Source organism: Pantoea sp. GM_Pan_4 (assembly GCF_026541005.1).
Classification (GTDB): Bacteria; Pseudomonadota; Gammaproteobacteria; order Enterobacterales; family Enterobacteriaceae; genus Pantoea; species Pantoea dispersa.
The window spans coordinates 329,656-342,386 of the sequence record NZ_JALNUZ010000001.1 but is presented as its reverse complement, the minus strand read 5'-3'; the positions used below and the strand labels follow the sequence as shown (position 1 = coordinate 342,386).

Genomic DNA, 12,731 nt, shown 5'->3' with positions numbered 1-12,731 from the left:
GTTGCATACCCCCCCGATTTTGCCAGTCAGCCTGGCTTTACGGCAACCATCCAAAGGCTGAGTCCACACAGTGCGCCATAGACTGCCACTAATCGGAAACCGCAGGTGTTTCCGTCTGGCCTCAACCTTACGAAGGAATAACAATGAACAGTGCCATTCTTGCAGGTATCTTCTGGCATCTGGTGGGTGCCGCCAGCGCCGCCTGTTTTTATGCTCCGTTTAAACAGGTTAAAAAGTGGTCATGGGAAACCATGTGGTCGGTCGGTGGCGTGATGTCGTGGCTGATTCTGCCCTGGGCAGTCAGTGCCGCGCTGTTACCGAACTTCTGGGCGTACTACAGCAGTTTCAGTTTATCGCAGCTGCTGCCGGTGTTTCTGTTTGGTGCCATGTGGGGCATCGGCAACATCAACTATGGTCTGACTATGCGCTATCTGGGGATGTCGATGGGGATTGGCATCGCCATTGGCATTACGCTGGTAGTGGGGACGCTGATGACGCCGCTGTTGCAGGGCCGATTCGTTGAACTGTTCAGCTCCGCCGGCGGCCGCATGACACTGCTGGGCGTGCTGGTTGCGCTGCTGGGTGTGGCGATTGTGTCGCGTGCCGGGCTGCTAAAGGAGCGGGCGCTGGGGATCAACGCCGAAGATTTCAACCTGAAGAAAGGCCTGGTGCTGGCGGTGCTGTGCGGCATCTTCTCTGCCGGCATGTCATTTGCCATGGATGCGGCGAAGCCGATGCATGAAGCCGCTGCCAGTCTGGGCATCAATCCGCTGTATGTGGCATTGCCGAGTTACGTGGTGATCATGGGCGGTGGCGCGCTGATCAACCTCGCGTACTGCTTTATCCGCCTGGCGGTGAAGCCGGAGCTTTCGCTGCGCCGCGACTTTTCCGTGGCAAAACCGCTGCTGATCGCCAACATCGCCTTCGCCGTGCTGGGGGGAACCATGTGGTATCTGCAGTTCTTCTTTTATGCCTGGGGCCACGCAAAAATTCCTCCGCAGTACGACTTCGTAAGCTGGATGCTGCACATGAGCCTGTACGTGCTGTGCGGCGGCCTGGTAGGACTGGTGCTGAAGGAGTGGAAATCGGTGGGGCGTCGACCGGTGAGCGTGTTATCGATTGGCTGCGTGGTGATCATTATCGCGGCAAACATTGTCGGTCTCGGTATGGCCGCCTGACCGCGCTTAACATCACACCGCCTGACGCGTCTCTGCGCGCGTCAGGCTTTTTCTTTGTCTGCCATCGGTTCGCGCGGCGACAAAAAAAGCTGACGCCACGCGCTGGGTGTTAACCCGGTTTCGCGCGTAAACACCACGGAAAAGTAGTTGCTGTCATCAAACCCGCAGCGTGCCGCCACTTCGCTAATCAGACATGCCTGCGTGCGCAACAGATATTTTGCCTGACACAGCTGCAGCTGACGCAGGTAGTGGCCGATGGTCATGCCGGTTTGCTGACGGAACAGCTGTTTCAGCGACCGTTCGCTGAGCTGATTTTGCTGGCAGAAATGGGGCAGATCGAAGGGGCGGCTGATATCGCCGAGCAGCGCCGACATCAGCAGATCGAGCTGTTCGCCCTCCGGCAGCACCCACGGGCGATCGGCGGCGTAGCCGTGACGGCGCAATATCAGTGCCAGCTGCAAAAACAGCGCTTCCGACAGCTGAATCGATAGCGAATCACTTTTGCGACTTTCGCGCTCCAGCTGGCTGATGACGCCGCGCGCCAGCGCCATGCCGCGCGTGGTCAGACGCCAGCTGGCGGGTGTCTCTTCATCCTGTGGCGGCAGCAGCTGCTGCCAGTCGAGCGCCAGGCTGAAGCGATCGCGGCAGTAGAGAATATTGTCGAGCGCCAGATCGTTGACGCTATCAAAGCTGTGGCAATCACTGTCGCGAATGTAAAACACATCGCCACAGGTGATCAGCCACGGCCGATCGTTGAGGATATGCAGGCCATTACCGCGCCAGACAATCACGATCTCGCTGAACTCATGCCGGTGCGGTGGGAAAGAGGGCTGCGGCATGCGTTCTGCCACGGCAATAGGCAAATTGCTGGCCGGGAAGTAATCCTCGCGCGTCAGTAACAGCGGCATGTCAGCCCTCCGGTTACCCCATCTGCTGGCGCGCCATGCGCGGCGCGCAGCCAAATTCCCGCCGGAACAGGGTGGAGAAGTGATTACTGTCACCAAACCCACACTGATAGGCGATGTCCGTGATGCGCATCTCGCTGTGGCGCAACAGGTGCCGCGCCTGCGATAAACGCAGCCGATTGAGATAGCGCTGCGGCGTGCTGCCGGTCTGCTGCTTCATCTGGCGATGCAGGGTACGCAGCGACAAACAGAAGCGATCGGCCAGCGCTTCCCACGCAATCTCCTCACTGTAGTGCGCATTCAGCCAGTCCAGCAAGCGGTGCAGGCGGGCATCCTGGTCCTGCGCCTGATCGTTGTGCGCCGCCTCGCGCAGCAGCACCAGCAGCTGCAAAAAGTGCTGTTCCTGCTGCGCCTGACGTTCCAGCGACCAGCTGTCCGGCTGCTTCATCTGCGTCACCAGCTGCAGCGCCTGCGCCATCACTTTATGGTTGATCCGCCAGTGTGAAACATACTGGCCGTCCTGTTCGCGCGGCAGCAGCGCCTGCAGACCGGACAGAAAGCGGAACGCCGCCGGACTGCGATACAACACATTCGTCAGGCACAGATTGTCGGTTTGCTCGTACAGATGGCGATCGTGATCGCGCACAAAACAGACGCAGCCGGCGCTGAGCGCCTGCGGCTGACCATTGAATACGTGGATGCCCGAGCCCTGTTCCACCAGCACAATTTCATGAAAATCATGGTGATGCTCCGGAAACGCCGACTGCGGTACACGCGGTTCAATGGCTATCGTGTAATCGCCGGCCGGAAAGAAATCAGCACTGTGTAATACCGTCATCATGCGCCCTCAGTTAACAAAACCGTAACCGAGTCTACGCAGCCGCCTGCCACCTTACCTTGAATTTTGCACCGGGCAGCGCAGGAAAATCGCCAATTATTCAAGATCGCCTAAGTGATTGATGGAATTGCGGCAAGGCTCACAACTCTGCCGTTATGCGGTTCTGTGAGCTCACTCACGAACACCTTTGCAAACCTGCCAGCGGTGATGACCCGCTGGCACTCGCGGGAAGGTGTCTGCGGCGCAGGATTTTTACTCTGTCGCCATGTCTTCACAGGGAGTACTCGCCATGAGTCTGCGTAATATTGTTGCCATCGATTTAGGCGCATCCAGTGGCCGCGTCATGCTGGCCAGCTGGCAGGCTGACCGTCAGCAGCTCAGCCTGCGCGAAGTGCGGCGTTTCGCCAACCCGCGCGTGCAGCGCGGCGATTATGACTGCTGGGACCTGGACCGGCTGGAACAGGAGATTCGCGCCGGACTGCAGCAGCTGGATGAGGAGGGCATTGTGCCGGACAGCCTCGGCATTGATACCTGGGGCGTGGATCTGGTGCTGCTGGACGCGCACGGCGAGCGGGTGGGTGAAGCGGTCAGCTACCGTGATAAACGCACCGACGGCCTGATGGCCCAGGCGATGCGTGAACTCGGGAAACCGGCGCTCTATCAGCGCACCGGCATTCAGTTTCTGCCGTTCAACACGCTGTATCAGCTGCGCGCGCTGCATCTGCAGCAACCGGACTGGCAGGCGCAGGTGAAGCACGCGCTGATGATTCCGGATTATCTGCACTATCGCCTGACCGGTGAACTCAACTGGGAATACACCAACGCCACCACCACCCAGCTGCTCAACATCCACAGCGGCGAATGGGATCGCGAGCTGCTGGCCTGGGCGGGCGCAGACGCCAGCTGGTTCGGCACGCCGCGTGCGCCGGGCAATACCGTCGGTTACTGGCGCAACGCCAGCGGCCAGCGCATCCCGGTGATCGCCGTCGCCACCCATGATACCGCCAGCGCGGTGCTGGCCACGCCGCTGGAACAGGACGATGCTGCCTATCTCAGCTCCGGCACCTGGTCGCTGATCGGCATCGAAAGCCTGCAGCCCTGCGTCAGCGAGGCGGCGCTGCAGGCTAATCTGACCAATGAAGGCGGTGCGGAAGGCTATCGGGTGCTGAAAAACATCATGGGCCTGTGGCTGTTGCAACGGGTGTGCAGCGAACTGCACATCAGCGATCTCACTGCGCTGATCGCCGACGCCGCGCTGGAACCGGCCTGCCGCGCCCTGATTCACCCTAATCATCACCGCTTCATCAATCCGGCCAGTATGGTGCAGGAGATCCAGAACGCCTGCGCCGAACAGGCGATGCCCGTGCCGCACAGCCCGGCGGCGCTGGCGCGCACCATCTTTGACAGCCTGGCGCTGCTCTATTCGCAGACGCTGCAGGAGCTTAGCCACCTGCGCGGCGCTGCGCTGCGTCAGTTACATATCGTCGGTGGCGGCTGCCAGAATCCGCTACTTAACCAGCTGTGCGCCGATGCCTGCCAGCTGCCGGTGTTTGCCGGCCCGGTGGAAGCCTCGACGCTGGGCAACATCGGCTGCCAGCTGATCGCGCTGGGTGAGTTGCGCGACGTGGCCGATTTACGCCGCTGCATTCGCCACAATTTCCCGTTAGAAAAATTTATCCCGCTGAATCACAGCGTCTTTGCGGCCCATCAGGCTCGCTTTGCGGCGCTGAGCCTACCTGCTAAGGAACTTGCATATGACAAAGCTGATTGAACAGGCCTTTGAACTGGCCAGACAACGCTACGCCGCCATTGGGGTAGATGTGGAACAGGTGATGGCACAACTGGATACCATTCCGGTGTCGATGCACTGCTGGCAGGGCGACGATGTACGTGGGTTTGAGAATCCGCAGGGGGCGCTCACCGGCGGCATTCAGGCGACCGGCAACTATCCGGGGCGGGCGCGCAACGCGGTTGAACTGCGTGCCGATCTCGACAAAGCGATGTCGCTGATTCCCGGCGCCAAACGCCTCAACCTGCATGCCATCTACCTTGAAAGCGACCGCCCGGTGGAACGTGATGCGATTGAACCGCAGCACTTCAGCAACTGGCTGGAGTGGGCGAAAAGCAGGCAGCTGGGGCTGGATTTTAACCCAACCTGTTTTTCTCATGCGCTTAGCGCAGACGGGTTTACGCTGTCGCATGCCGATCCGGGCATTCGCCAGTTCTGGATCGACCACTGCACCGCCAGCCGCCGTATTTCTGCCTGGTTTGGCGAGCAGCTGGGCACGCCGTCAGTCATGAATATCTGGGTGCCGGACGGGATGAAAGATCTCACCGTCGATCGCCTCGCGCCGCGCCAGCGTCTCGCCAGCGCGCTGGATGAGATCATCCGCGAACCGCTGAATCCGCAGCACCACATTGATGCGGTAGAAAGCAAACTGTTTGGCATTGGCGCGGAGAGTTACACCGTGGGTTCCAGTGAGTTCTGCCTCGGTTACGCCACCAGCCGCCAGACCGCGCTGACGCTGGATGCCGGCCACTTCCATCCTACCGAAGTGATCTCCGACAAAATCTCCAGCGCCATGCTGTTTGTGCCGCGCCTGCTGTTGCACGTCAGCCGTCCGGTCCGCTGGGACAGCGATCACGTGGTGCTGCTGGATGATGAAACCCAGGCGATTGCCAGTGAGATCGCCCGACAAAAGTTGTTCGACAGGGTGCACATCGGTCTCGACTTCTTCGATGCCTCGATCAACCGCATTGCCGCCTGGGTGATCGGCACGCGCAATACCCAAAAAGCCCTGTTGCGGGCGCTGCTGGAGCCAGGCGAACAGCTGCGTCAGCGGGAGCGTGAAGGGGATTTCACCGCCCGTCTGGCGCTGCTTGAAGAGCAGAAGTCGCTGCCGTGGCAGGCGGTATGGGAAGCGTGGTGCCTGCGCCACGATGTGCCAGCCGATGCCAGCTGGCTAAGCGAAGTCCGTCACTACGAACAACACGTGCTGCGTCAACGTTAAGGAATCGATTCATGCAAACAATTCTCTCCGCGTGGTTTGTGCGCGACATGGTTAAAGCCACCAGTGACATGTGGCTGAAAGGCTGGGATGAACGTAACGGCGGCAACGTCAGTCTGCGTCTGTTGCCGGAAGAGGTCAGCGCGTATGCCAGCGATTTTTATCCGGCACCGCGCTGTATTGAACTGAGCAAGCCGGCGCCCGCGCTGGCCAACGACTGGTTTCTGGTGACCGGCTCCGGGAAGTTCTTTCGCAACGTGCAGCTCGATCCGGCAGACAGTCTGGTGCTGCTGCAGGTGGATGACAAAGGGCTGTCGTACAAAATTCACTGGGGGCTCAGCAACGGAGGGTTGCCAACGTCCGAGCTGGCGGCGCACTTTCAGTCGCACAGCGTACGCAAGACACTGAGCCACGGCGCGGACCGGGTGATTATGCACTGTCACGCCACCCACTTTATGGCGCTCAGCTATGTGGTGGATCTGGATGCGGCGCGCTTTACCCGCCTGCTGTGGGAGGGCAGCACCGAGTGCCTGGTGGTGTTCCCCGATGGCGTCGGCATTTTGCCCTGGATGGTACCGGGTACCGATGGCATTGGTCAGGCGACGGCAGAAGCGATGGCCAGCCATAGCCTGGTGATGTGGCCTTTCCACGGAATCTTTGGCACCGGACCGACGCTCGACGAAACCTTTGGTCTGATTGATACCGCTGAGAAGTCATCGCAGGTGGTGGTCATGGCGCTGTCGATGGGCGGCATTCGTCAGAGCATCACCACCGAACAGCTGATTGCGCTGGGCGAGCGCTTTAACGTGAAGCCGTGGCCGGCGGCGCTGCAGGCGGAGCGCAGTGATGTTGCGTAAAGCGTTCGTCATGCAGGTCTATGCGCACTGCCATGCGGAGTATCAGCGCCGTCACACGCCAATCTGGCCGGAGCTGGAACGGACGCTGAAAGCGCATGGCGCCCATAACTACGCGATCTGGCTGGATGCTGAACGCAACCTGCTGTTTGCCAGCGTCGAGGTTGAATCCGAAGCGCGCTGGCAGGCCGTGGCGCAAACCGAGGTGTGTCAGCGCTGGTGGGCGTCTATGCGTGACCTGATGCCATCAAATCCCGACAACAGCCCGCTGAGCAAAGCCCTGCAGCCGATGTTTTTCCTGCCTTAGCCGGCCATGTCAGCAGCGGTGCCGCCAGGGGCGCCGCTGCCTGTGAAACGCATTAGCCGTTGGAGCGCAGCTGCGGATAACGGCGGAAAATGGCGATACACCAGAACAGTCCCGCCAGGCCAATGATGGCGCCCACGTTGCCCACGTCTGCCATCTGCAGATGCAGACTGACCTGGTTACCGAGTAGCGCGCCTGCGCCAATACCGATGTTATAAATACCGGAAAACAGCGACATGGCGACGTCGGTGGCGTCCGGTGCCAGCGATAGCACGCGCACCTGCATCGCCAGGCCGATCATCATCATTGCCATTCCCCAGATAATACACAGCACGGTAATCGCTGCCGGGCGTACCGCAGCAAACACCAGCAGACCCATACACAGGGTAATCAGCGCAATGGCGGCGATCAGCAGCGCGGACGGGAATTTATTGCCCAGCGTGCTGAACAGAATGCTGCCCAGAATGCCGGCTGAGCCGAACAGCAGCAGTAACAGGGTGGTGAAGTTCTCATCGGCGCTGGCTACCACCTGCATAAACGGCTCGATATAGCTGTAAGCGGTGTAGTGCGCGGTCACCACGACGGTGACCAGAATGTACATCGCCACCAGCGCCGGGCGGCGAAACAGCATCGGCACGCTGCTGAGTGAACCGGTGTGCTCACTCGGCAGGCGCGGCAGTATCCGCACCAGCATAATCAGCAGTACCAGTGCTGACAGGCCGATCATACCAAAGGTGGTACGCCAGCCCAGATACTGACCCACAATACGACCAATCGGCACGCCCAGCACCATCGCCAGCGCCGTGCCCGTGGCCAGCATACTCAACGCCTGGGTTTTCTTGCCGGCCGGCGCAACGCGAATCGCCAGCGAGGCGGTGATCGACCAGAACACCGCATGCGCCAGCGCAATACCAATGCGCGACAGCACCAGCGACGTGAAATCCCACGCCACGGCCGATAACAGGTGGCTGGCAACAAACAGAATAAACAGGATGGCCAGCAGCAGGCGGCGCTCGACGTTGCGCGTCAGCAGCATTAACGGCAGCGATAACAGCGCCACGACCCAGGCATAGATGGTCAGCATGATACCGACATCAGCGGTTTTCATTGCAAAGCTGCTGGCGATGTCCGACAGCAGGCCAACCGGCACAAATTCGGTGGTATTGAAGACAAAAGCAGCGATAGCCAGCAGCACCACGCGCAGCCAGGCTGTTTTACGGGAAACGGTTGTTGATTGCATTGAATTCTAATCGGCTAAACGACGAGTGAGGGGGTCAGAATGCACCCGGTAAAGTGACCTCGATCACAAATTTCCGCTATTGTGGAGCATTAGTCAGCCGATGAAAACCGTTAACCCGGGTTTTATCACTGAATATTTCTTATCGCGCTGAGCGTGGTAAATAGCCTGCGGTTATGGAGAGTTGTTGCGGCTGCGTGCTGCCGGCCCGCGAGTCTGCCGTACCAGCACAGGCTAAGTCAGGTGTTTCTGTAACAGAAAAATCGCTTAGCCGTGCTGAGGGCGGGTATCGTGCGGACGGGTGTGGTTCAGACCAGGATTATCAGAGTCACGCCATATGCTTTAGTGCCACGCTAAAGTTGTGGGTCGGATTTTTTTTTACGCCCACCGGGCAGCAGTGTTCGCAGCCCAACGCAGTGGCGTAAAATTTACGCGCCTGCTGGATTGCGGCACCGGGCGTGTAAAAAGTCCCCAGAAAACGGCGACCGCCGTCGGAAGGCAGGAACGGACAGCCCTTCGCATGCACCACATGATTGTCGTTATAACCGGCATGCTTATCGACATAATAGTAAAGCTCCATCTGACTACCTCATTGCTGTGTAAAAAATAAGTCTATGTATTATTGGAATAGAACGAATTATAGCGATGAATTGCTATTTTGTTTTAAGTGGTACGGCGCGAATGCCTGATTATTCGAATCCAGCGGAGCAGGCGGGACGCTGAGGTCCCGCGCTAACGATGAAGGGTATTACAGTTTGCGGCCCTGTAAACGCAGGCCAACCAGCAGTGCCAGCACCAGCAGGGCGCTGATAAACAGGGTTACGCCCGGCCAGCCGTATCGGTGCCAGAACACGCCGCCCAGGGTGCCGGCCACGCTGGAGCCCACGTAGTAGCTGAACAGGTAAAGTGATGATGCCTGGCCTTTCGCCCGGCGCGCGCGCGGTCCAATCCAGCCGCTGGCCACCGAATGGGCGGCAAAGAAGCCGGCAGTAAACAGCATCATGCCCGGCAAAATCAGCCACAGCGAACTAAAGGCGGTCAGCAGCAGACCGGCCAGCATGATCGCCGTGGCGCCCGTCATCACCGGACCGCGACCAAAGCGGCTGGTCATCGCGCCGGCTTTCGGCGAGCTCCACGAACCGGTGAGATACACCACGGACAGCAGCCCGACCACCGCCTGGCTCAGTGACCACGGCGCGCTCAGTAAACGGTAGCCGATGTAGTTAAACAGCGTGACAAACGCGCCCATCAGCAGAAAGCCTTCGGCAAACAGCAGCGGCAACCCTTTGTCGCGCCAGTGCAGGCGGAAGTTGATCAGCAAACTGCGTGGCCGCAGCGAGGCAGGGCGAAAATGGCGCGACGCGGGCAGAATTTTCCAGAACATCAGCGCGCCAGCCAGCGCACAGCAGCCAATGACGCCAATGGCAATACGCCACGAGAAAAAGTCGGTCAGTACACCGGAGAGTAAACGACCGCTCATGCCGCCAATCGAGTTACCGCTGATGTACAGCCCCATGGAGAAGGCGATGACCCGCGGGTGCATCTCTTCGCTCAGGTAAGTCATGCCCACCGCCGCGACGCCACTGAGCGACAGACCGGTCAGCGCGCGCATCAGCAGAATCCCCTGCCAGCTGCTCATGGTGGCGGAGATCAGCGTACAAATCGCCGCCAGCATCAGCGCGGTCACCATCACCGATTTACGCCCAATCGCATCTGACAGCGGGCCGGTGAACAGCAGGCCCAGCGCCATCAGCCCGGTGGAGAGCGACAGCGAAATACTGCTTTCGGCAGGCGTCACGCCAAACTGCTGTGACAGCACCGGCAGAATCGGTTGTACGCAATAGAGCAGGGCGAAAGTGGCAAGACCGGCAGAGAACAGCGCCAGCGTCACGCGCATAAACTGCGGCGATCCACGTTCAATCCATTCAGTAGCGGTATCGGCGGTAACAGGCTTCGTGGACAAGCTGTCCTCATCAAGCGTCACAGCCTGGGAAGAGCGACTCACAGTACATCCTCAATTCAGCAAATGTCTGAATACTGTAGGAAAGGCTAAATAGGTTGTACAATATATTAATAATCTCAAATGAGACGTTTAAGATATGATGATTGAGCTGCGCCATCTGCGCTACTTTATTGCCGTTGCGGAAGAGCTGCACTTTGGCCGCGCCGCACAGCGGCTGCACATTTCTCAGCCGCCGCTCAGTCAGCAGATTCTGCAACTGGAACAGGCGCTGGATGCGCAGCTGTTCACCCGTACTAATCGCAGCGTACAGCTCACGCCGGCCGGCCAGTCGTTTTTACAGGATGCGCGCGCGGTTTTATTGCAGGTAGAGCAGGCGGCCGGCCGCGCGGCGCGCATTCATCACGGTCAGCAGGGAGAGTTGCGTATTGGCTTTACCTCCTCGGCGCCGTTTACCGGACTGGTGTCGGATGCGCTGTATCACTATCGTCAGCGCTGGCCGGACGTGCATATTCAGATGCAGGAGTACAACACGCGGCAGCAACTGGCACCGCTGCACGAGGGGCGACTCGATCTGGGCGTCATGCGCAATACGCCGCTGCCGGAGGATCTTCAGCACCGCCTGTTGCTGCGTGAACCGCTGTGCGCGGTGGTGCACCACGCGCATCCGCTGGCACAGGCCACGTCAATTAGCATCCGGGCGTTAGCCAGCGAACCTTTTGTTTTCTTTGATGCGCAGGGCGGCACGGCCCTGTACGGTGAAATTCTGGCGCTGCTGCATCGCTACCAAATCAAACCTTACATTACCCAGGAAGTGGGTGAAGCCATGACGATACTCGGCCTGGTGGCAACCGGCCTTGGCGTGTCGATTTTACCCGCCTCGTTTGCCCGCGCGCGACTGGCGGAAGTCGCCTGGATTCCGCTACAGGAAAGCGATGCCATTTCTGAGGTGTGGCTGGTGTGGTCAGCGCTGCGCCAGCCGAGTGCGCAGATGAGCAATATGATGGCGCTGCTGCTGCACAATGCCGAGGAATGAACCCGCGGGTACAGAAAACCGCGTTCTTTGTGTGCGATAAATCACATTTCTAATCAAATATTTGACGCTGCGCGCCAATCTGCATCACCATAGCTGCTGTTTATTTAGAAGCGCGAAAATATCCGGGAGCAGGGCGTGAATCTGGACAGTCAGCCTGGCCATATTGACCAAATAAAACAGACCAATGCCGGTGCAGTGTATCGTCTGATTGACCATTACGGTCCGATTTCGCGGATTGAGCTGTCGAAACGTGCCCAGCTGGCCCCGGCCAGCATCACCAAAATTGTGCGCGAAATGCTGGATGCGCATCTGGTGCAGGAGACCGAGTTTCAGGAGCCAGGCAGTCGCGGACGGCCGGCGATAGGGCTGATCCTCGATACCCTGGCCTGGCACTATCTGGCTGTTCGCCTCCAGCCGGGGTTCATCACCCTGACACTGCGCGATCTCAGCAGCCGCGCGCTACAGGAAGATCGCCTGCCGCTGCCCGCCAGCGCCGACACGCCGCTACTGCAGACGCTGCAGGAGCTGGTCAACGCCTTTTTCATTCGCCATCAGCAAAAACTTGAGCGTCTCACCGCTATCGCCATTACCCTGCCGGGACTGATCAACGCCGCCTCCGGCGTGGTGCACCGTATGCCGGGCTATGACGTACAGGATATGCCGCTGGGCGAAACCCTGGCGCAGCGCACCGGGCTGCCGGTATTCGTCCAGCACGATATCTCCGCATGGACGCTGGCAGAGGCACTGTTTGGTGCCTCACGGGGTGCGCAGGACGTGATTCAGATTGTTATTGACGAAACGGTGGGCGCCGGGGTGATCAGCGGTGGCCAGCTGTTGCACAAAAGCGGACGCGCGTTGGTGGAGATCGGTCATACGCAGATCGATCCTTACGGCCAGCAGTGCTACTGCGGCAACCATGGCTGTCTGGAAACGGTGGCCAGCACCGGCAGCCTGCTGCAGCTGGCGGCACAGCGTTTATCGTCGCAGCCGGACAGCCAGCTGCACCAGCAGCCGCTGACGCTGGCCTCGCTGTGTGCCGCTGCGCAGCAGGGCGACCGGCTGGCGCGTGACGTCATTGCCGGCGTCGGTCATCATATCGGACGCATGCTGGCGATGATGGTCAACATTTTTAATCCTCAACAAATTCTTATCGGTTCACCGCTTAACCAGGCGGCGGACGTGCTGTTCCCGGCAGTCAGCAGCACCATTCGCCAGCAGGCCCTGCCGGCATACAGTCACGCTATCCAGCTAACCCCCGCGGCTTTCAACGATCCCGGCACGCTGGGCGGCGCGGCGCTGATCAAAGACGCGCTCTATAGCGGCCATTTACTGATAAAACTGTTGCAGGGTTAACGCCAGCCCGCCTTAAGTTTGCGCTAACGCAAGCTCTCGCCTGGGACAAATCCTTAAA

The 12,731-nt window shown here is 59.5% G+C and carries 12 protein-coding genes; 7 read left to right on the top strand and 5 right to left on the bottom strand.

Annotated features, from left to right (window positions below; translation table 11 throughout):
• The first annotated feature begins 143 nt into the window (after positions 1–143).
• Positions 144–1,178: an L-rhamnose/proton symporter RhaT gene (rhaT, locus tag OXR61_RS01665; RefSeq protein WP_021506088.1), complete on the top strand. Its 1,035-nt coding sequence runs from the start codon at positions 144–146 to the stop codon at positions 1,176–1,178.
• A 41-nt stretch (positions 1,179–1,219) separates the two neighbouring features.
• Here the strand turns inward: rhaT and rhaR are convergent, their stop codons facing one another.
• Together rhaR and rhaS are read right to left on the bottom strand one after the other, a co-directional pair.
• Positions 1,220–2,086 carry an HTH-type transcriptional activator RhaR gene (gene rhaR / locus OXR61_RS01660; RefSeq protein WP_021506087.1) on the bottom strand — a complete coding sequence of 289 codons (867 nt, stop codon included), beginning with the start codon at positions 2,084–2,086 and terminating at the stop codon, positions 1,220–1,222.
• 13 nt (positions 2,087–2,099) lie between these two features.
• Positions 2,100–2,921 (bottom strand): HTH-type transcriptional activator RhaS, encoded by an 822-nt coding sequence (gene rhaS / locus OXR61_RS01655; RefSeq protein ID WP_267411198.1) that lies wholly within the window; start codon positions 2,919–2,921, stop codon positions 2,100–2,102.
• 289 nt (positions 2,922–3,210) lie between these two features.
• Here rhaS and rhaB point away from each other — a divergent pair, with 289 nt between their 5' ends.
• From rhaB to rhaM, 4 genes are read left to right on the top strand one after another with little or no spacing between them, the layout of a single operon-like run.
• On the top strand, positions 3,211–4,692 hold the full coding sequence (gene rhaB / locus OXR61_RS01650) for a rhamnulokinase (RefSeq protein ID WP_021506085.1): 1,482 nt from the start codon (positions 3,211–3,213) through the stop codon (positions 4,690–4,692).
• Positions 4,676–5,932, top strand: a complete 1,257-nt coding sequence (locus OXR61_RS01645) for an L-rhamnose isomerase (RefSeq protein WP_021506084.1) — start codon at positions 4,676–4,678, stop codon at positions 5,930–5,932. Before rhaB ends, OXR61_RS01645 begins: the two co-directional genes overlap by 17 nt.
• Before the next feature lie 11 nt (positions 5,933–5,943).
• A complete protein-coding gene (gene rhaD / locus OXR61_RS01640) occupies positions 5,944–6,786 on the top strand; it encodes a rhamnulose-1-phosphate aldolase (protein WP_021506083.1) in 843 nt (280 codons plus the stop codon).
• A complete protein-coding gene (rhaM, locus tag OXR61_RS01635) occupies positions 6,776–7,090 on the top strand; it encodes an L-rhamnose mutarotase (RefSeq protein WP_021506082.1) in 315 nt (104 codons plus the stop codon). The genes rhaD and rhaM overlap by 11 nt, the downstream gene beginning before the upstream one ends.
• Before the next feature lie 52 nt (positions 7,091–7,142).
• Here rhaM and OXR61_RS01630 read toward each other — a convergent pair whose 3' ends face one another.
• From OXR61_RS01630 to OXR61_RS01620, 3 genes are all read right to left on the bottom strand, one after another.
• Positions 7,143–8,327: a sugar transporter gene (locus OXR61_RS01630; RefSeq protein WP_031279126.1), complete on the bottom strand. Its 1,185-nt coding sequence runs from the start codon at positions 8,325–8,327 to the stop codon at positions 7,143–7,145.
• Between the two features lie 325 nt (positions 8,328–8,652).
• Positions 8,653–8,904, bottom strand: coding sequence for a hypothetical protein (locus OXR61_RS01625; protein WP_021506080.1), 252 nt, complete (start codon positions 8,902–8,904; stop codon positions 8,653–8,655).
• Positions 8,905–9,072: 168 nt separating this feature from the next.
• A complete protein-coding gene (locus OXR61_RS01620) occupies positions 9,073–10,329 on the bottom strand; it encodes an MFS transporter (RefSeq protein WP_031279123.1) in 1,257 nt (418 codons plus the stop codon).
• A 94-nt stretch (positions 10,330–10,423) separates the two neighbouring features.
• Between OXR61_RS01620 and OXR61_RS01615 the strand changes: the two genes are divergently transcribed.
• Positions 10,424–11,320 (top strand): LysR family transcriptional regulator, encoded by an 897-nt coding sequence (locus OXR61_RS01615; protein ID WP_021506078.1) that lies wholly within the window; start codon positions 10,424–10,426, stop codon positions 11,318–11,320.
• Between the two features lie 135 nt (positions 11,321–11,455).
• On the top strand, positions 11,456–12,673 hold the full coding sequence (locus OXR61_RS01610; RefSeq protein WP_021506077.1) for an ROK family transcriptional regulator: 1,218 nt from the start codon (positions 11,456–11,458) through the stop codon (positions 12,671–12,673).
• Positions 12,674–12,731 lie beyond the last annotated feature (58 nt).